Source organism: Shimia sp. R9_3 (assembly GCF_017743755.1).
Lineage (GTDB): Bacteria > Pseudomonadota > Alphaproteobacteria > Rhodobacterales > Rhodobacteraceae > Shimia.
This window is the reverse complement of record NZ_JAGHRP010000005.1, coordinates 1-17,998: the sequence shown is the minus strand read 5'-3', so window position 1 is coordinate 17,998 and position 17,998 is coordinate 1. Positions and strand designations below refer to the sequence as shown.

The following is a 17,998-nucleotide window of genomic DNA, read 5'->3' as shown; positions in this document are numbered from 1 at the left end:
GAAGCGCCTTGGTGGGGGGGCTATTTCCGACGCCGCTTCAGCACGCGGCGCATCAACCTTAGGCGCCTAAAGATATTGCGTTTATCGCGGTTTATTTCTGTGAGCAGATGGCAGGCCAGCGGCGCGAGCACAGGGTCTTCTTCTGCAGAGAGCCACAGCATGCCCAAAAGATTGCGATCCAGATCTCCATGCACGAGCGAATAGGGCGTGAGTTTGAGCGGAAGCTTTTTACCTTTACGAATTTTCGGATCAAAAGCGGTCTCAGCGGAGGCGCCGCTATAGAGGCGCTCTGTTTCATAGAGCTTCATCATGTTGAAAAATATGATGAGTTCTCCGGCGCATCGCCTCTGTGCCTCGGTTGTTCCCAAGTCGCGAAAGGTCTGGAGGGCAGAGAGCTTCCAACGCATGTCCAGCTCTTCCAAAAGGAACCTGGGGTGATCTTGCCAGCAGTTTTGAAACAGATCCTGCGCGATCTGTGGCGTGTTGCGGCGTCGAGAGGCTGCGATGACCAGCGCATGCAGAGCAAGCAGTTGGGAGCGCCCTGAGAATTCTGCCTGAATGTTCTGAAATTTCTCCGCTGCCGAAGCGAGGTTTTCGATATCCAGATTTTCGGTGGGCGGCGCGGTTTGGTCTTTGAGCTGCTCGAGGCCACCTTGGCTGATCTCTTCCAGAAGTGCCTGCATCCCGTGGTATTCGGCACGCTGCTGGGGCGCGCGTTTCACCATGGAGGCGAAACCATCCGGATAGGTTAACTCACCGCGAAATATGGTGAAAATATCCATTGCGGCTTACAAATCCTTGTCGATCAAACCAAGGCCGCGCAGGTAGACGCCGATGCCACTTTCCAAGAGGTCTTCGGGCGCGAAGGGGCTTTGGGTGCCGGGGGAGTTGCGTGCGTAGAGTTCGACGACACCGTGGCTCATGGCCCAGACATGGGCGGAGAACATGCTCGCGGGTGGGCGTTTTTCCGGTGGGATATGTTTGGAAAGCTCTGCGGCGGCGTGTTCCATAACGCCTCGGGCGCGGGTCGCGACTGCGGCAAGTTCTGGCGTGCGGTTGACGGAAATGCCGCTTTCAAACATGGCGATGTAGTGGCCGGGATATTTGCGGGCAAAGGCGAGATAGGCCCGCCCCGTGGCTTCAAAAGAGGCGAGGGCGGATGGCTGACCCTTATCAAAGGCGAATTGCATGAGGTCGGCAAAGATCTCATAGCCTTGACGGGCGGCCTCTGCGATCAGGTCTTCGCGGCCTTCAAAATGGCGATAGACCGCCGCTGGTGTGACGCCTGCGGTTTTGGCAGCCTCAGACAGGGTAAAGCCTGTGGGGCCTTTTGCCTCGATGAGACTCAGCGCTGCTTCGACCAGCGCCTGGCGCAGGTTGCCATGGTGGTATCCGCGTTTAGGCATCCCAGATATCCGGTCCGCCGCACACAGATGTATCAACCTTCCCAATAGCTTGCGTGTCTTTCCTTTCGTAAGGCAAGGCGTGCAGAACCGTGCGGATGGCATTGAGGCGCGCGCGGCGCTTGTCATCAGAGCGGATCACGGTCCAGGGCGTGTGCAGGCCATGGCAGCGTGTAAGCGTCTCCTCAATGGCGCTGGTATAGGCATCCCAGCGTTTGAGGCCTTCAACATCAATCCAGCTGAGTTTCCATTGCTTGAGCGGGTCTTTCTCGCGCTCCAGAAAGCGGCGGAGCTGCTCTGCGCGGCCGACGTTGAGCCAGAACTTGAAAAGATGCACACCGTCATCCACAAGCGCCTGTTCAAAGGCCGGGGTTTGCTGAAAGAATCGTTCACGATCTGCGTCTTCGGTAAAGCCAAAGACCTTCTCGACCACGCCACGGTTGTACCAACTGCGGTCAAAGAACGTGATCTCGCCACCGGAGGGCAGGTGATTGATATAGCGCTGAAAATACCACTGGGATTGTTCCGCCTCAGTGGGTTTTGAGAGCGCGACAACCCGCGCGCCGCGTGGGTTCAGGTTTTCGCGAAAGCGTTTGATGGTGCCGCCTTTGCCCGCGGCATCGCGCCCCTCAAAGACCATGGCGATGCGCGCGCCGCTTTCCTTGACCCAGCGCTGCATCTTGACCAGTTCGATTTGCAGCGCTTCCAGCTCTGCCTCGTAGGTCTTGCGGCTCAGGCGCTCTTTGTGGGGGTAGCTTTCGCTGAGAATGTCATTCTTGTCCGCCCCTTTGATGGCATCGCGTATGGGCTTGGGGGCCTCGTCTTTGAAATACGCGCTGATGGCACCGTCAAATGGCAAGTCCATGAAACATCTCCGTTTTCCCCAATATGGGGTGCATCGCGCCCTAGTGCAATCCGGCGCGGGTGGCGGCGCGGTCGATGGCGGCGACAATCTCGTCGGGGTTGGTGTGATGGGGCATATGCCCGACACCTTCCAGAGTGACAAGATGCGCGCCTGAAATGTCCTCAACCATGCGGGTGGAGTGTACTGTCAGGCCAACGATGGTGTCGGCGTCACCATGCACGATCTCTACTGGCAGGCTAAGGCTCTGATACTGTGGTGCCAGTGCGCGCAGCTCCTCTCGCAGGTCGGTACGCTGCTGGGCATTGGCGATCAGGGAGTGCGGGCGGAGGATCAGAGGCACGGCAATGGCCTCTGCATAGCCTTCTGGTGCGGCCTGTGGGGCAAAGATCTCGGCGATGCTTTTGGCGACGTATTCCTCGCTGGCCCATGCTGCGATGAGACGGGAGATTGTTGGGCCACTCCAAGGGTTTGCGATACGTTTGTAGAACCGGTTCAAAGGGCCTTGCCACGGGTATGTTGCTCCGGCGATGGAAACAGCGGCAGCGATGTGGTCGGGGTGATGCACGGCCCAGGCCATGGTCACCGCCCCGCCGAAGCTTTGGCCGACAACAATCGGATTGTCCGCCCCAAGCATCTTTGCGGCGGAGGACAGCAGCGTGGCCTGATCAATGAGCGTGACGCCTTTGCGCGCGAGCGGCGGGGTGTGGCCCATGCCGGGGCGGTCAAAGACAAGGACGTGATAGCGGTCGGTGAGGTGGTCCACAAAATCAAAGGTGAAGTCATGGGTGTTGCCGGAGGCGCCGTGGATCAGCACCACAGTTGGGTTTTCAGGGTTGCCACGCGCAACATAGTGCACGGGGTGACCGCCGACCTCCACAAAGGCCCCTTCAGGCGGGAAATTCTCTCGTGCGGCTCTCAAGCGGGATTGGACCTTCCACCAAGTGGCTGCTTTCACGACCAAAATCGTGATCAAACAAAGTATGACAATCCACCGCAGCATGTCTCTTCCTCCCGTCAATGACGCTCAGATCGCTCTGGGCATCTGTCCATAGACTAGCCAAAGTTGTGGGCATGAGGGGATTCACAATTGCGCGGGTGACGCAACGGGAGGCTGCGCGGGGGTTAGCCGCGCAGGTCGGTGATCTCCTGGCCGATGCGGCTCATGTCAAACGGCGTGGTGTGATAAATCTCGGAGATCCAGTTGCCGTAAAGCAGATGCGCGTGGCTGCGCCAGCGGTTCTGCGGTGGGTTGGCGGGATTGTCGTCCGGGTAGTAATTCATCGGCACGTTGATGGGTGTGCCCTCGGCTACGTCGCGGTCATACTCTTGTTTCAACGTGTCACTGTCGTATTCGAAGTGGTTGAAAATAAAGAGATCTCGGCTTTCAGGTGCCTCCACGAGACAAGGGCCGACGTCGGCGCTGTAGAGCAGGGTGTTCAGCTCTGGCCGGGCGTCGATTTCATCCTGACGGATTTCGGTCCAGCGGCTGACCGGGATCACGCAATCGTCTGAAAAGCCACGCAAATAGGGCGAGGCTTCGGCCAGATTCTGATGGCGGAAACAGCCAAAGGCCTTGTGATCGAGCAGGTGTTTTTTGACGCCGTGGAAATAGTTGATCATCGCCATGCCACCCCAGCAGACGCCAAAGGTGGAGTGCACATGTGTGCGGGTCCAGTCAAAGACTTCGCAGAGCTCTTCCCAGTAGGTCACATCATCAAAGGGCATATGCTCGATGGGCGCGCCGGTGATGATCAGCCCGTCAAACTTCTCTCCGCTGGCTTTAACATCCTGAAAAGGCCGGTAAAACTCTGCCATATGCTCGGCGGCGGTGTTGCGGGTTTTGTGCTCGCTCATGCGGATGAGCGAGAGTTCGATCTGCAACGGCGTGGCACCGATCAGGCGGGCGAACTGGTTTTCGGTCTGAATTTTCTTGGGCATCAGGTTCAGAAGCCCGATGCGCATGGGGCGGATGTCCTGACGGGCCGCTTGATCTTCGGCCATGACCATGACGCCTTCGTGCTTGAGCACGTCAAAGGCGGGTAGGTCGGCGGGGATCTTGATAGGCATGTCGGTCTCTTAAACTCTGAATGTCAGGAAGGGCGATACTTAAGCGGCGCGGGCCTGGTCCTCAAGGGCGCTGGCGATCACATGATTGAAATCATCGGCTGTGGCAACGGTTGCAACGCTTTCGGGCGTGATCGTGATGCCCCATTTGGCCATGGCGGCATAGCGCGGCTGGCGGTGCGCGAGTGCGCGGGCATAGGTCCAGCGCACGAAGGCGTCAGGATCAACGCTGCTTTCGGTCTGGCCGGTTTCGCCGAGATAGTCGCTCCACGCGGACAGAAGGAATTCCGGCTGGTAATACATAGGCTTAGGGTCGCGATCAAAGCGCTTTACCAAGGCCTCGGTATGGGATTCGGTGCCCTTGAGCCAGACCATCAGCGTGGTCTCAGACAGGGCGGTCATCACCGGGTCCGTCGAGTCCTCAGGATCAACCACCTCGCAGATCGATCCACCGGTGTCGCAGACAAAATGGTCGTAGCCGTAGAGGTCGTGCGCGCGGTTGATAAAGAGTTTGGTATCCATCAATGCGGCAATCTCTGCCGTGCGATGTTGCTCCTGCCGCGCCATGTATTCGGCAAACGGCAGACCGCCCTGGTCCGGGTTGCCCGGTTTGCCAAGGTAGGTGGAGAGCGGCGCGAGGTTGTTGAAGGTGATGTTGGAGCCGATGTAGATCGAATCCGTCATCAGGAGCTCGCGCAGAAAGGGCACTTTCATCGCCTCGCGCTTGGCGTTGTCGGCAATGTGCTCGCCCATGTAGCGGGTGCCGATGCGATAATCGACCGAGTAGTGGAACCAGTCGCCGTTGTCCCGCAGGGCGTTGGAAATATGCGTTTTTCCCAAACCTGACATGCCGAAGAGCAGCACTTTTTTCTGTGCCGCATCAAGCCAGTCTTGCGCCGATTTGTAGATCATGGGCGGGTCCCCTTTGTCTTGCGCCCATGGTGGTACTGCGCGCGGGCAGAGGGGTCAAACGCAATCGCGCAACGGGGGGCGTTAACCATGAAATCTCGTGTCGGTATTGCGTCGCTATCGCGGCTGTATCGCGGAGGTGCGAAAATCGCGTCCGAAAATTGGTTACGGCACCGCGCGTTGCGTGGATTTGCGCACCGCCGGAAAAGAAAAGGGCATGACCTGCGTCATGCCCTTGGTGTTGGTTTTGTCTGATTTTTGGTCAGTGATCAGACCAGCCGCGAGTTGTCTTTGGCGGCGCGCACAAAGTCGCGGAAGAGGGGGTGCGGATCAAACGGCTTGGACTTCAGCTCCGGGTGGAACTGCACACCGATGAACCATGGGTGGTCTTCCCACTCCACGATTTCCGGCAGGCGGCCATCAGGGCTCATGCCGGAGAAGCGCAGGCCGCAGGCCTCAAGCTGTTCGCGGTATTTGATGTCGACTTCATAGCGGTGACGGTGACGCTCTTCGATCGCCGTGCTGCCGTAGACCTCGGCCACTTTGGAGCCTTCGGTGAGGGCCGCGTCATAGGCGCCAAGACGCATGGTGCCGCCTTTGTTGTCAGACGCCTTGCGGGTGACCTTGGCGTTGCCCTGCACCCATTCCTTGAGGTGGTAGACCACCGGCTCAAAACGCTTGCCGCCAGCTTCGTGGTCGAACTCTTCGGAGCCTGCAGTATCGATGCCAGCCTTGTTGCGGGCCGCTTCGATCACAGCCATTTGCATGCCGAGGCAGATGCCGAGGTAGGGGATCTTGTGCTCACGCGCATATTGCGCCGCTTTGATCTTGCCTTCGGTGCCGCGCTCGCCAAAGCCGCCGGGCACCAGAATGGCATCATAGCCTTCCAGATGCGGGGCTGCGTCACCCTTGTCAAAGACCTCGGCGTCGACCCAGCTGACCTTCACTTTCACACGGTTGGCCATGCCGCCGTGGGTGAGCGCTTCTTTGATCGACTTATAGGCGTCTTCGAGCTGGGTGTATTTGCCAACGATGGCGACATTCACCTGACCGTCGGTGTTGTGCAGACGGTCGTTGACGTCTTCCCAGACGGAGAGGTCAGGGCGTGGGGCCGGAGCGATGCCAAAGGCATCCAGAACCGCCTGATCCAGACCTTCACGGTGATAGGCCAGTGGTGCCTCATAGATGGACTTCAGATCGTAGGCGGGCACAACGGCCTCTTTGCGCACGTTACAGAACAGGGCGATTTTGCCGCGCTCTTTTTCCGGGATCGGCTGCTCGGAGCGGCAGACCAGAATGTCAGGCGCGATACCGATGGATTGCAGCTCTTTCACGGAGTGCTGGGTTGGCTTTGTCTTCAGCTCGCCGGAGGCTGCGAGATAGGGCAGCAGGGTGAGGTGCATGAAGATCGCATCGCCACGGGGTTTGTCATGGGCAAATTGGCGGATGGCTTCAAAGAAAGGCAGACCTTCGATGTCGCCCACGGTGCCGCCGATTTCACAGAGCATGAAGTCAACTTCGCCGTCGCCCACATGCAGGAAGTCTTTGATCTCGTTGGTGACGTGCGGCACGACCTGAATGGTTTTGCCGAGATAGTCGCCACGGCGCTCTTTCTCCAGCACGTTGGAGTAGATGCGGCCGGAGGAGACGGAATCGGTCATGCGGGCAGGCACGCCGGTGAACCGCTCGTAGTGGCCGAGGTCGAGATCGGTTTCGGCGCCATCGTCGGTCACAAAGACCTCGCCGTGTTCAAACGGAGACATGGTGCCCGGATCAACGTTCAGATAGGGATCCAGTTTGCGCAGACGCACTGTGTATCCCCGCGCTTGCAGAAGCGCGCCCAATGCGGCTGATGCCAGGCCTTTGCCCAGCGATGAAACAACCCCACCCGTAATGAAAATGTAGCGAGCCATGCCTCTGGCGTCCCCCGTGATTGTCGATTTAGCAGCGCCCAAGCCGAGGCGATTCACACCGCCAAATGACCCAGCATCACGGGACTTAATTTATATAGGATTCGCAGCAAGAAGGCAACCGGACCGCAAGATGCTGTTGCGGTCGGCTTTCGTGCCTCAAGCTATGGTGGTGCCCGCAGGGGGCAAAAATAGTTGTGGCCCCCAAAGGAGGGCCACGTCAGCCAGCCCTTTGGGCCAGAGATCAGTCGGCGCGCGGCACCAGCGGCGCGTTGTCGCCTTCAGACGGTGGCAGCAGCGAGTCGCCAGCACCCGGCAGTGTCGGCGCGGTTTGCTCTGCCGCAGGGGCTTCGGTGCCCAGACGGTCAAACACAGAGCTGGATGCGGAGTTTTTCGCTGCGATCACGGTCAGGGCGATCGATGTACAGATGAACGCGCCCGCCAGGATCCAGGTCACACGTGTCAGCGCGGTTGCAGCTGCGCGGCCGGATACGGCACCGCCGCCGCCGCCCATGCCAAGGCCACCGCCCTCGGAACGCTGCATCAGAACGACGCCAATCAGCGCCAGAGCAAGAAGAAGGTGGATGATGAGGACAACGTTTTCCATTGGGACCTGTAAAAGCGAGCGTTCGGTTTTGTTAGCGGGGTATGTAGGCAAGTTTGGCGCGGGGGGCAAGGTGGTTTCGCGCGGCTCTTGCGCGAACACAGTGTTGACGGGGTGTTGCTGGGGCGTTGAGGCGTGCTGAAAGGGCAATAATCGTGCCATGCCAATGAGGTGACTGGACAGGTTTAAGAGCCCGTGGCAGGCTCCGGCCCATGCCACATGATCACGTAGACCACCCGCATTCACATTTGCCTTCTGACCCTGCTTTGCGGGTGAAGGCGCTGGAAACATTGTTGACGGACAAAGGTTTGGTTGATCCGGCCGCTTTGGATGAGATCATTGATCTTTATCAGAACAAGATTGGTCCGCAGAACGGTGCCAAGGTGGTGGCAAAGATGTGGGCGGACGCTGAGTTTCATGCGCAGATGATGGCCGATCCGATGCCAACGCTGCGCGAGATGGGGCTTTATGGGCGGCAAGGCGAGCATATGGTGTTTGTCGAAAACACCGATGAGACCCACAATATGGTCGTTTGCACGCTGTGCAGCTGTTACCCGTGGCCGCTTTTGGGCATTCCGCCGGGGTGGTACAAGTCAGACGCCTACCGTGCGCGTTCGGTCCGGGAGCCGCGCAAAGTGCTGGAAGAATTTGGTGTGACCTTGCCGGAAGGTCAGAAGGTGCGTGTCTGGGACAGTACGGCGGAGGTACGCTATCTGGTGGTGCCACAGCGGCCCGCTGGCACTGAGGGCATGAGCGAGACGGCGCTGGCGGAGCTGATCACGCGGGACAGCATGATCGGCACTGCCTTGGCGAGGGAGCCAGAGACATGAGCCGGATACATGATATGGGCGGGCGTCTGGGCACCGGGCCGGTGGACCCGACGGATGGCTATGAGTTTGCAGAGGCCAAGGAGTGGCACAAACGGGCACTGGCTCTGAACGTGGCCTGTGGCTTTCTGGGGCAGTGGAACATTGATGCCTCCCGCCATGCACGCGAGCTGCTGAGCCCTGAGGATTACACGCGGTTCTCTTATTATGAGAAATGGATGGGCGGCCTTGCGGATCTGATGGTGGCGCGCGGGATTCTGACGGAAGCGGAGCTTGCCGGTGGGCAGGCGGAAGGTGTCTCTCCCGTGGCGGATCGTGCGGCAAAGCCCGGTTCGGTCACAGGCGCGCTGATGAATGGCAGCCCCTATACACGGGAGGCCGCTGCGCCGCAGTTTGCGGTGGGCGCAAATGTGCAGACCCGGCGGCCTGCGCGCAATGTGATGGTGCAGGGCGGGCACACACGCCTGCCGGCCTACGCCAGCGGGGCCAAAGGCGAAGTGGTCCTGCGGCATGGCGCACATGTGTTTCCTGACAGCAATGCGCATTTTCAGGGCGAGGCGGCTGAGCCGCTTTATGCGGTGCGTTTTTCGGCGCAGGAGCTCTGGGGCGCGGAGGCTGACCCGCGTGATGAGGTCGTGCTGGACCTGTGGGAGAGCTATCTGGAGCCCGCAAAATGACGTGGTGCGGTGGCAAGCCTGAGCCTGCGTTTGATGCGCCCTGGCATGCGCAGCTTTTCGCGCTGACTGTCGCGCTGAATGAGGCAGGGCATTTTGGCTGGCCGGATTGGGCCGAGCGCTTTGGGGCCACGTTAAAAGCCCATGGGCTGGCCAAGGAGCTTGATGGCGGGGAAGACTACTTCAACGCCTGGCTGGAAACGCTGGAAGGGTTCTTGCAGGATCTGGGATTGGCGCAGGCCGCGGTTTTGCGTGATCTGAAAGAGAGCTGGACACGGGCTTATCTGAACACGCCACATGGGGCGCCAGTCCACTTGGCGGCGGGAGAAGGCGCGGGCTGAGGCCATTTGCGCGTTCTGTCAGAGAAATTGCGGCACTTACGCGCTTTGGCGCAGTTTGCGGTTTCGCACCTGCATCAACATCGCTAAAAGGGCGCGGGTTTGAACTCTCTGCAAAGGACCGGATATGGCCAATGTTGTTGTTGTAGGCGCTCAGTGGGGCGACGAGGGAAAAGGCAAGATCGTCGACTGGCTCAGCGAGCGTGCCGATGTGATCGCACGTTTCCAAGGTGGACATAACGCTGGCCATACGTTGGTAATCGACGGGAAAGTCTACAAGCTGCACGCGCTGCCGTCTGGCGTTGTGCGCGGTGGCAAGCTGTCGGTGATCGGCAATGGTGTGGTGCTGGACCCGTGGCACCTGATCAAAGAGATTGCGACCGTGCGTGAGCAGGGTGTTGAGATTTCCCCTGAGACCCTGATGATCGCGGAAAACACCCCGCTGATCATGCCATTCCACGGTGAGCTGGACCGGGCGCGCGAGGAAGCCGCCTCCAAAGGCACCAAGATTGGCACCACCGGTCGCGGCATTGGCCCGGCCTATGAAGACAAAGTGGGCCGCCGTGCGATCCGTGTGGCAGACCTTGCGGATGAGGCCACGCTGGAAGCCCGTGTGGACCGTGCGCTGCAGCATCATGATCCGCTGCGCAAAGGTTTGGGCGTGGAGCCGATTGACCGTGACGCGCTGATTGCTCAGCTCAAAGAGATTGCGGCAGAAATCCTGCCTTATGCAGCGCCTGTCTGGAAGGTGCTGAACGAGAAGCGTAAAGCAGGCAAGCGTATCCTGTTTGAAGGCGCACAAGGCGCGCTTCTGGACATAGATTTTGGCACATATCCTTTTGTGACCTCCTCCAATGTGATCGCAGGCCAGGCGGCCACCGGTGTCGGCATTGGCCCGGGTTCCATCGACTACGTGCTGGGCATTGTGAAAGCTTACACCACCCGCGTGGGTGAAGGCCCGTTCCCAACCGAGCTGCTGAAAGAAGACGGCACACCGGATGCGGATGGCGAGCGCCTTGGCACCCGTGGCCATGAGTTTGGCACCACCACCGGCCGTCAGCGCCGTTGTGGCTGGTTTGACGCCGCGCTGGTGCGTCAGACCTGTGCAACTTCCGGCATCAAAGGTATCTGTCTGACCAAGCTCGATGTTCTGGACGGCTTTGAGACGCTGAAAATCTGCGTGGGCTATGAGCTGGACGGCGAAACGCTGGACTACCTGCCCACAGCGGCGGATCAGCAGGCGCGCTGCAAGCCGATCTATGAAGAGATCGACGGTTGGAGCGAAAGCACCGAAGGCGCGCGCAGCTGGAATGACCTGCCGGCGAATGCGATCAAATACGTGAAACGCGTGGAAGAGCTGATCGAATGCCCTGTGGCACTGCTCTCCACCAGCCCGGAACGGGAAGACACCATTCTGGTGACCGATCCGTTTGCGGATTGATCGCGTAGTTGATTTGAAGGTCGCGGAAGGGAGAGAGTGAGATGGCACTGAGCTACAAGGCACGGCGGCGCGTTGCGCTTTTGGTTCTCGTGGTGGGGCTGCCGATCTACATCATCCTGGCGTCCGTTCTGGCCACGACGCTTTCGCCAAACTCCTTCATCGGGACGCTGGCGCTCTATGTCGGGCTGGGGATTGTCTGGATCCTGCCGTTCAAGTCGGTTTTCAAAGGCATCGGCCAAGAAGACCCCAATGCCGCGCCGCATCGGTTTGACGATGATCCGCAATAAGCGCGACCTAAATTGATAGAGAGAGCGGCGACACCTTTGTGTCGCCGTTTTCGTTTTTGCTGCGGGGTTGCGGGGCAGGCCGGGGTTTGCAAAGCTATAGCCAGACAGGAGAGGCAAGGGCCATGGCGCAGCTTCCAGAACGCACCGCGTTTTCTTACCGCGACGATCCCGCGATCCCGGATTTTGAGGACAGCGGACCCATTGTCGTGATGGACGGGGACTGTGCGCTGTGCAGTTTTGGGGCGCGGATGATTGCGCGGTTTGATCGCGCCGAGCGGTTTCGGATTTGCCCCGGACAGACCGCGCTGGGCACCGCGCTTTTGGCGCATTATGGCTTGCGGCCGGATGATCCGGAAAGCTGGCTTCTGATTGTTGATGGGCGCGCTTACAGCTCGCTTGATGCCGTCATTCGGGTCGGGACCGAGGTGGGTGGCGTGGGCCATCTGATGTGGCCTCTGAGGCTTCTGCCGCGTGCGGTTCAGGATTGGATTTACCGCCGCATTGCGCGCAACCGCTATGCGCTGTTTGGCCGCGCTGATATGTGCGCGCTGCCGGATGCACGGCTAAAGGCGAGGTTGTTGCTGGAGTGAAAAGCCTCACGTTAACCTCTGACTTTAAAGCAAAAACCCCGACCAACGGCCGGGGTTCTCTCGTCTTTTTAAAGTAAAAATCAGCCCGCTTCGCGGTCGCGGGGCTGGAAGTTGATCGCTTGGTTGGCGGTGAAACGGCCACCGGCGAGTTTGTCGATCTTTTGCTGGCGCAGGAGTTGGCCGAAGCTGCGCAGACCCTCTTCGCGGGAGAACTGCGGGATGTTCACTTCGCGGGCCATACGCATCAGCATCGGGCGGGTGAAGCGGTCCAGACCTTCCACATAGGTCAGATAGGCCGCTGCGGCCTCAACGCTTTCCGGCAGCTGGGTGGCGCCAACGGATTTGGCGTAGTCCAAAAATCCGCTCATCGCAGAGCTGCCCGAGCTGACCGGAGCCGCCGCGCGTGCAGCTTCTTCGCGGTCGACCTGATCAGCGGAAATGCGACGCGGGCGAACAGGGATGCGGCGCGGCGCTTTCTTGGGGGCAGTGCTCTCTGGTTGAGCGGATTTTTCTTCGGCCTCGGCGGGCGTGTCGACACGCTGGGCAGCCACCAGTTTCAGCGGGGCGGCTGCGGATTTGGCGCCACCTGTGGCGGCGCGCACAACGCTGGCGAGATCGCTGCGGTAGGCGGTTGTGCCGTCTTTGCTCTTGTTCGCAACGGCGTGTTTTTCGGCGCGGGTGGCAGCTACTGCGGCGCGCAGATGCGCGATTGCGCTGCGGCGGCCTTTGCCCGCAGGTTCCTGCATTTCGCTGTCCGCTTTGGCCATCAGACGGCTGAGATCTGGCTCAGGCTGCTGTGGGCGTTCTGGTGCGGGGGCGGCGGCTTCCTCTTCGGCCTCTGCGGCGGAGTCCTCAGAGAGGTCTTCGGCAAAGAGGTTTTCTTCTTTTTCCGGAGCTGCGACGGCGTCTGCCTCTTTGAGTTCGGCTTGCACTTTGGCCAGCTCAGAAAGCAGATCCGCTTCGTCTTCGGGTGTCAGGCTGGAGGTTGGGGCCGCCTCGGCGGTTTCCTCTTCGTCCTCATCCACAGGTTCCGCTTCCAGCAGACCGGCGGCAACCGCTTCTTCGAAGTCGGCCTTTTTCATGCGCACGACGCGGGCGCGCAGCGGCTGGGCTTCTGCTTCGGCATCAGCGGCGTGTTCGGCCTCTTCTGTGGCCTCAGCAGCGATTTTGTCCTCTGCTTCCGGCGCGTCGTCTTCGATCTGGGGATCCGCTTCGGCAACCGCTTCAGTGACGGCGGCGAAGTCGTCTTCTGACAGCACATCCTCAGAGGCTGGGGCGTTTGCCACTTCCTCAGCCGCAGTCTGCTCTACAGGTGCGACGTCCTGATAAAGCGCGGCGTCTTCTTCAAAAATGTTGCCGTCTGCAGCGGTCTCGCCGTCTTCCTCGGCGTCCGCTTCCATCGGGGTGGCGTCAGCTTTGGCGCTGTCGGCGCGGGAGACAACGGCGCGGATGCGCTCCAGCTTGGCCGCGATGGAGTTTTCCTCATAGGCAGCGCTGTCTGCCTCGTCTTCGTCCCAGTCAGACAGGTCGGCAACTTCAGGTTCGTCGTCGGCGTCTGCCTCTTCGCGCACCTCTGCGTCGGCGACGGCTTCAGGAGCCTCATCTGCCTCAGTGGCGAAAGGATCAACGGTGTCTTCTACCGCGTTCTCCAAGATCAGTGGGGCGTCTGCTTCATCGGAAATGTCGAGCGCGTCAACTTCCTCGGCGACTTCTTCCGTCAGCTCTTCGGCCAGATCCTCAGCATTGTCTTCCGCGGCGGTTTCAACGGTGTCTTCGTCTGCAAGCTCCGCGGCCTCTTCAGCCACGTCTTCTGCTGCGGAAAGCTCTTCGACCGTCTCTTCAACAACCTCTTCCGCCAGATCGTCCTCAGCCACATCGGCATTCACCGCGGCGGCGATGGCGCCGAGGTTGATCGGAGTCTCTTCGGCGGCGTCCTCAGGCGTGTCTTCGATGAAGGCGTTTGCATCGTCGGTCGCAGGGGTGTCGAGCGTGTCGTCTGCGATGACGGCAAGCACGCTGTCTGTCACGCTTGGAGCGGCCTCGGCCTCGATCACGTCCTTTTGGGGCGTGTCTTCAGCGACAGGTGCAGAAACAGGGGTGGCTTCGGCCTCTGCCACAACAGCGATTTCTTCTGCGGCCGCGATGTCTTCGAGCTCAGGCTCAACAACATCAGGCTCAACCGGTGCGGGAGCTGGAGTTTCGGCAACTGGGGCAGGCGCTGGTGCTTCGACCGGCGCTTGCACAGGAGCAGCGGCGGCGGGTGCTGCGGGGGCAGGGGCTGCTACGGGAGCTTCTGCAACAGGTGCTTGAACAGGTGCCGGGGCTTCGGCGGCTTGCGGTGCATTGGTGCTCAGAACGATGGTGCCCTGATCCATACGTGCGCTCACGCGGCGGGCAATTTCTTTCTCCGCAATACGGGCAAGCATTTCAGCGTCCGGGGTGGGAGGCTCGGCACCAAAGTACCGATCATCCGCGGCCAGATCGCGGAAGTACTCAGCGATGGCTTTCATTGTGTCAAACGACTCCTCAAACCCTTCAAGGGTGCAGGAGAACGTCCCGTATGAAACCGTGAGTACTTTGTTATTCGTAACCATCTTTGCGGGTCCTTTGCACTACTCAGCAACCAAACTATCACTCAAGGAACGTCGAAACGTGAACGAATCTGTGAAACTTAGAGTATGATTTTGGGGCGAAAATGTGTCCAACTACGCGGGGATAGGGGGGCGACCACAATATGTGCCAAATTCTTCAAAAATTTGCACCAATAACCTTGGCGGGGGCGGGTTCTTTGGAACCGTCCGACCTGTCTGTGGCCCTGGAACTGGGCCCAACCCTTGTGGCGGCGGATGGCGGGGCAGCCCATTGCCTGAGCGCCGGGCACATGCCGGAGGTGGTGATCGGGGATCTGGATTCGCTTCCAAAGAACATGCGAGAATCGATACCGCCAGAACAGTTAATTTTTGTTTCAGAACAAGATAGCACGGATTTTGACAAAGCTTTGCGGCATATTTCTGCACCACTGGTGCTGGCGGTGGGCTTTACCGGCGCGCGGGTGGATCATGAGCTGGCCTGCTATAATGCTCTGGTGCGGCATGCGGATCGGCGTTGTGTTATCATCGGGGAAAGCGATGTGGTCTGTCTTCTGCCGCCAAAGCTGTCGCTGCCTCTGGCCGCAGGCACGCGGGTGTCACTGTTTCCCATGCGCGCGGTGCAGGGGCGCTCAGAGGGACTGAAGTGGCCGATTGACGGGATCGGCTTTGCACCGGATGGCATGGTGGGCACCTCCAATGAGGCCACCGGAGCTGTGCAGCTGGAGGTTGAGGCGCCGGCGATGCTGTTGATCCTGCCCAAGGCGCATCTGGGGCTGCTGGTCAGCCAGCTTCTGGCGACGTCCGAAGGCTGGCTCGCTCCCTGAAGATCACATAAAGCCCGGCGCCCATGGTGACACAGATGCCCAGCGAGGCCAGCGTATTGGGCCAGTCGCCAAAGATCAGCCAGCCCACCAGCGCGGCAAAGGGGATCTCGACATATTGGATGGAGGCGAGCGTGGTGGAGGGCGCATAGCGCAGGGACCACGACATGAAGAGATGGCCCACGGTGCCGAGCAGCCCGATCAGCAGCAAAAGCCCCCATGTGTTGCCGGTGGGGCGGATGAAGGAGAGCTCTGCCACGCCAAGCTGATGGCCGATCAGCAGGGCCGGAAGCAGGAGTGCAGTGGCAATCACTCCGTTGGTTGCCTGCAGGGCGATGGGGTCAACCTCTTTGGCGATCTGGCGGGTGACCAGCATAAAGAGCGCAAAGATCACTGCCACGGCCAGCGGCAGCAACGCGGGCGCGCCGACCTCCACAAAGCTCGGTTGGATCACCATCAGCGTGCCGGAAAAGCCGACGATGCAGGCCATCAGGCGGCGCAGGCCAACCTCTTCGCCCAGAACGTATTTTCCCAGCATCAGCATGATGAACGGCATGACAAAGGCGATGGCCACCGCATCGGCCAGCGGCAGATAGCGCAGGGCGGTGAACATGCAGCCGATGCCCGCCATATGCAAAAGCGTGCGCCAGATCACGAGGCCCATCAGCTGTGGCCGCAAGCGCCACGGACGGCGGGTTGCGATGACAATCGGGATCAGGATCGCGGCCTGAATGGAGAAGCGCACAAGGATGAGCATGCCCAGCGGCAGGACGTTGGACAGCAGCTTTGCCGTGGCATCGCCCAGCGGGGCAAGCACACAGAAGCCAAGCATCAACAGGATGCCGAGAAGCGGGCGATCAGCATGGGACATTGGGGCAGGTTAGGGAGGAGTGAACGGTTGTTCAACTGGTTTGGGGGAGACACGCCTAAGGTAGATTGTCTTGGTCTTTGGGGGCGCGCGGTTCTGGTCTGACATTTGGCTTTGCGAGGCAAAGCTGCCGTGCCACCAGTTTTCACTGGATGTCCGGTCTTCGGTTCACGACCGAAGACCGGAAAAACTCATAGCGAGATTTGCCAACGGGTTGTGGCACGAAGCTTTTTGGCGAATTCCTCAACGTCCCGCGAAATGACAAAACGACCGTTCAAGAATTCGCCACAGAAAGATGCCGAGTCTCTTGGGCTACCCGCTGTCCAAGACGATCTAATTTAAGTGCATGTCGATGAACTGCTCAAAGGCACTCAAGGATCGCGTTTTGGATTAGACACTGAGGCTCGGCGCGTGGGTTTCGACCCAGTAGAGCCTGCGTTCCAATCAGTTGTAGGTGAAGGTGCCCGTCTTGCATACGTCAACACCAGAGCGCGTGAGAACGTCTCCGTCTTCGAACACAGCCTTGAAGTCAAACATGCAGTATCCGGTGCCATCCTCGAAATTTACCCGCACCGAACCCCCGGGTGGGAGAATGTCGGCGCCCAGAATATCTTCTTCCCAATCGTCCGTCCCCGCATTCGATCCATAGAACTCAACCATGACATAACCGGTTTCGTTCTGAATTCGGACGCGCTTGTCCTGCGCAACAACAGGCCCAACCGACGCCGCAAAAAACGCAACTGCAACAGCTCCAATTACTGTAGTTCTAGAAGTCATCCAAAGTTCCAATCTTATTGAAATTCAATCAAAAAGTGTCAGAGCCGCCTGACAAAAGCAATACGGTGAAAGAATATTCTAACGTTGAGTGAGCAACTGTGTCCGAGTGTGCCGGTTCGCAACGGTATCTATGATTGTGATCAGGGTGCACAGTTTTGCCGGCTTTCTGCGCACAGCAGTCTTTGGTGATCGACGCGGCATTCGTCACTTCGGGCTCAAAGCCACTTTTCCTCGCGCTTTAGTGGCAAGCCAGGTTGCAAACCATTCGCGCAAACCACTCCTCTCCTCCAAAAAAAACGGGCTGACGCGAGGGCCAGCCCGACAGGGAGTGATCCGGGCGCTGGAGTGTGCGCCCGGCTCGGGAAGGTCTATCGGTTCATGCGGTTTTCAATAAGATCATCGACGACGGCTGGATCGGCCAGCGTGGAAGTATCCCCCAGCGCGCCGTAGTCGTTTTCTGCGATCTTGCGCAGGATGCGGCGCATGATTTTGCCGGAGCGGGTCTTGGGCAGACCGGGCGCCCATTGGATCAGATCGGGGCTGGCAATCGGGCCGATTTCCGTGCGCACCCAGTTGCGCAGCTCTGTGCGCAGCTCATCTGACGGTTCGCGGTCATTCATCAGGGTCACGTAGCAGTAGATGCCTTGGCCCTTGATGTCATGGGGGTAGCCGACCACAGCGGCCTCGGCCACGGCGGCGTGCGCCACCAGCGCGCTTTCGACCTCTGCTGTGCCCATACGGTGGCCTGAGACGTTGATCACATCATCCACACGCCCGGTGATCCAATAGTCGCCATCGGCGTCGCGGCGGCAGCCGTCACCGGCGAAGTAATAGCCTTTGTAATCAGAGAAATAGGTCTTCTCAAAACGCTCGTGATCGCCCCAGACGGTGCGCATCTGGCTGGGCCAGCTGTCGGCAATGGCCAGCACACCTTCCACATCATTGCCGCTGATTTCCTCGCCGGACTGCGGATCCAGCACCACAGGGGCGACGCCAAAGAAAGGCTTCATAGCCGCACCCGGTTTGGTG

At 59.6% G+C, this 17,998-nt stretch carries 18 protein-coding genes and 1 pseudogene; 7 read left to right on the top strand and 12 right to left on the bottom strand.

The window, feature by feature from the left end; all coding sequences use genetic code 11:
* Positions 1-20: 20 nt before the first annotated feature.
* The 8 genes from J7412_RS13625 to secG all read right to left on the bottom strand — a co-directional run bounded on the left by J7412_RS13625 (position 21) and on the right by secG (position 7,758).
* Complete coding sequence (locus J7412_RS13625) at positions 21-782, bottom strand: hypothetical protein (RefSeq protein ID WP_209079139.1); 762 nt, start codon at positions 780-782, stop codon at positions 21-23.
* 6 nt (positions 783-788) lie between these two features.
* Complete coding sequence (locus J7412_RS13620) at positions 789-1,406, bottom strand: TetR/AcrR family transcriptional regulator (RefSeq protein WP_209063167.1); 618 nt, start codon at positions 1,404-1,406, stop codon at positions 789-791.
* Positions 1,399-2,268: a polyphosphate kinase 2 gene (gene ppk2 / locus J7412_RS13615; RefSeq protein WP_209079138.1), complete on the bottom strand. Its 870-nt coding sequence runs from the start codon at positions 2,266-2,268 to the stop codon at positions 1,399-1,401. Before ppk2 ends, J7412_RS13620 begins: the two co-directional genes overlap by 8 nt.
* Positions 2,269-2,308: 40 nt before the next feature.
* Positions 2,309-3,268, bottom strand: coding sequence for an alpha/beta hydrolase (locus J7412_RS13610; RefSeq protein WP_209079137.1), 960 nt, complete (start codon positions 3,266-3,268; stop codon positions 2,309-2,311).
* Positions 3,269-3,390: 122 nt separating this feature from the next.
* Positions 3,391-4,335, bottom strand: coding sequence for a homoserine O-succinyltransferase (gene metA / locus J7412_RS13605; RefSeq protein WP_209063161.1), 945 nt, complete (start codon positions 4,333-4,335; stop codon positions 3,391-3,393).
* Positions 4,336-4,374: 39 nt separating this feature from the next.
* Entirely contained in the window at positions 4,375-5,244 is an 870-nt protein-coding gene (locus J7412_RS13600) for an ATPase (protein WP_209079136.1), read from the bottom strand.
* Positions 5,245-5,510: 266 nt separating this feature from the next.
* Positions 5,511-7,154, bottom strand: a complete 1,644-nt coding sequence (locus J7412_RS13595) for a CTP synthase (RefSeq protein WP_209079135.1) — start codon at positions 7,152-7,154, stop codon at positions 5,511-5,513.
* Positions 7,155-7,395: 241 nt separating this feature from the next.
* On the bottom strand, positions 7,396-7,758 hold the full coding sequence (gene secG, locus J7412_RS13590) for a preprotein translocase subunit SecG (RefSeq protein WP_209063154.1): 363 nt from the start codon (positions 7,756-7,758) through the stop codon (positions 7,396-7,398).
* Between the two features lie 209 nt (positions 7,759-7,967).
* On the opposite strand from secG, the gene nthA reads away from it, so the two are divergent.
* From nthA to J7412_RS13560, 6 genes are all read left to right on the top strand, one after another.
* Positions 7,968-8,585, top strand: a complete 618-nt coding sequence (gene nthA / locus J7412_RS13585; RefSeq protein WP_209079134.1) for a nitrile hydratase subunit alpha — start codon at positions 7,968-7,970, stop codon at positions 8,583-8,585.
* The gene (gene nthB, locus J7412_RS13580; RefSeq protein ID WP_209079133.1) at positions 8,582-9,259 is read left to right on the top strand and encodes a nitrile hydratase subunit beta; all 678 of its coding nucleotides are present in this window, start codon (positions 8,582-8,584) and stop codon (positions 9,257-9,259) included. The genes nthA and nthB overlap by 4 nt, the downstream gene beginning before the upstream one ends.
* Positions 9,256-9,597, top strand: coding sequence for a nitrile hydratase accessory protein (locus J7412_RS13575; protein WP_209079132.1), 342 nt, complete (start codon positions 9,256-9,258; stop codon positions 9,595-9,597). The genes nthB and J7412_RS13575 overlap by 4 nt, the downstream gene beginning before the upstream one ends.
* 124 nt (positions 9,598-9,721) lie before the next feature.
* The gene (locus tag J7412_RS13570; protein ID WP_209079131.1) at positions 9,722-11,035 is read left to right on the top strand and encodes an adenylosuccinate synthase; all 1,314 of its coding nucleotides are present in this window, start codon (positions 9,722-9,724) and stop codon (positions 11,033-11,035) included.
* 41 nt (positions 11,036-11,076) lie between these two features.
* The gene (locus J7412_RS13565; protein ID WP_209063145.1) at positions 11,077-11,322 is read left to right on the top strand and encodes a DUF2842 domain-containing protein; all 246 of its coding nucleotides are present in this window, start codon (positions 11,077-11,079) and stop codon (positions 11,320-11,322) included.
* 122 nt (positions 11,323-11,444) lie between these two features.
* Complete coding sequence (locus J7412_RS13560) at positions 11,445-11,912, top strand: DCC1-like thiol-disulfide oxidoreductase family protein (RefSeq protein ID WP_209079130.1); 468 nt, start codon at positions 11,445-11,447, stop codon at positions 11,910-11,912.
* An 80-nt stretch (positions 11,913-11,992) separates the two neighbouring features.
* Here the strand turns inward: J7412_RS13560 and J7412_RS13555 are convergent, their stop codons facing one another.
* Positions 11,993-14,506: a hypothetical protein gene (locus tag J7412_RS13555; protein WP_209079129.1), complete on the bottom strand. Its 2,514-nt coding sequence runs from the start codon at positions 14,504-14,506 to the stop codon at positions 11,993-11,995.
* Positions 14,507-14,700: 194 nt separating this feature from the next.
* Here J7412_RS13555 and J7412_RS13550 point away from each other — a divergent pair, with 194 nt between their 5' ends.
* Positions 14,701-15,327, top strand: coding sequence for a thiamine diphosphokinase (locus J7412_RS13550; RefSeq protein WP_247743935.1), 627 nt, complete (start codon positions 14,701-14,703; stop codon positions 15,325-15,327).
* Here J7412_RS13550 and J7412_RS13545 read toward each other — a convergent pair.
* The 3 genes and pseudogenes from J7412_RS13545 to J7412_RS13535 all read right to left on the bottom strand — a co-directional run.
* Positions 15,284-16,195 (bottom strand): DMT family transporter, encoded by a 912-nt coding sequence (locus J7412_RS13545; RefSeq protein WP_209079127.1) that lies wholly within the window; start codon positions 16,193-16,195, stop codon positions 15,284-15,286. The genes J7412_RS13550 and J7412_RS13545 overlap by 44 nt on opposite strands.
* Before the next feature lie 441 nt (positions 16,196-16,636).
* A complete protein-coding gene (locus tag J7412_RS13540; RefSeq protein ID WP_247743934.1) occupies positions 16,637-16,969 on the bottom strand; it encodes a hypothetical protein in 333 nt (110 codons plus the stop codon).
* Between the two features lie 368 nt (positions 16,970-17,337).
* Positions 17,338-17,998, bottom strand: a pseudogene (locus tag J7412_RS13535) (AMP-binding protein); the annotation flags it as partial.

What these genes read in the sequence shown, in the direction of transcription:
- J7412_RS13625 (WP_209079139.1), bottom strand. Translation starts at nt 782, where the DNA reads ATGGATATTTTCACCATATTTCGCGGTGAGTTAACCTATCCGGATGGT.
- J7412_RS13620 (WP_209063167.1), bottom strand. Translation starts at nt 1,406, where the DNA reads ATGCCTAAACGCGGATACCACCATGGCAACCTGCGCCAGGCGCTGGTC.
- ppk2 (WP_209079138.1), bottom strand. Translation starts at nt 2,268, where the DNA reads ATGGACTTGCCATTTGACGGTGCCATCAGCGCGTATTTCAAAGACGAG.
- J7412_RS13610 (WP_209079137.1), bottom strand. Translation starts at nt 3,268, where the DNA reads ATGCTGCGGTGGATTGTCATACTTTGTTTGATCACGATTTTGGTCGTG.
- metA (WP_209063161.1), bottom strand. Translation starts at nt 4,335, where the DNA reads ATGCCTATCAAGATCCCCGCCGACCTACCCGCCTTTGACGTGCTCAAG.
- J7412_RS13600 (WP_209079136.1), bottom strand. Translation starts at nt 5,244, where the DNA reads ATGATCTACAAATCGGCGCAAGACTGGCTTGATGCGGCACAGAAAAAA.
- J7412_RS13595 (WP_209079135.1), bottom strand. Translation starts at nt 7,154, where the DNA reads ATGGCTCGCTACATTTTCATTACGGGTGGGGTTGTTTCATCGCTGGGC.
- secG (WP_209063154.1), bottom strand. Translation starts at nt 7,758, where the DNA reads ATGGAAAACGTTGTCCTCATCATCCACCTTCTTCTTGCTCTGGCGCTG.
- nthA (WP_209079134.1), top strand. Translation starts at nt 7,968, where the DNA reads ATGCCACATGATCACGTAGACCACCCGCATTCACATTTGCCTTCTGAC.
- nthB (WP_209079133.1), top strand. Translation starts at nt 8,582, where the DNA reads ATGAGCCGGATACATGATATGGGCGGGCGTCTGGGCACCGGGCCGGTG.
- J7412_RS13575 (WP_209079132.1), top strand. Translation starts at nt 9,256, where the DNA reads ATGACGTGGTGCGGTGGCAAGCCTGAGCCTGCGTTTGATGCGCCCTGG.
- J7412_RS13570 (WP_209079131.1), top strand. Translation starts at nt 9,722, where the DNA reads ATGGCCAATGTTGTTGTTGTAGGCGCTCAGTGGGGCGACGAGGGAAAA.
- J7412_RS13565 (WP_209063145.1), top strand. Translation starts at nt 11,077, where the DNA reads ATGGCACTGAGCTACAAGGCACGGCGGCGCGTTGCGCTTTTGGTTCTC.
- J7412_RS13560 (WP_209079130.1), top strand. Translation starts at nt 11,445, where the DNA reads ATGGCGCAGCTTCCAGAACGCACCGCGTTTTCTTACCGCGACGATCCC.
- J7412_RS13555 (WP_209079129.1), bottom strand. Translation starts at nt 14,506, where the DNA reads ATGGTTACGAATAACAAAGTACTCACGGTTTCATACGGGACGTTCTCC.
- J7412_RS13545 (WP_209079127.1), bottom strand. Translation starts at nt 16,195, where the DNA reads ATGTCCCATGCTGATCGCCCGCTTCTCGGCATCCTGTTGATGCTTGGC.
- J7412_RS13540 (WP_247743934.1), bottom strand. Translation starts at nt 16,969, where the DNA reads ATGACTTCTAGAACTACAGTAATTGGAGCTGTTGCAGTTGCGTTTTTT.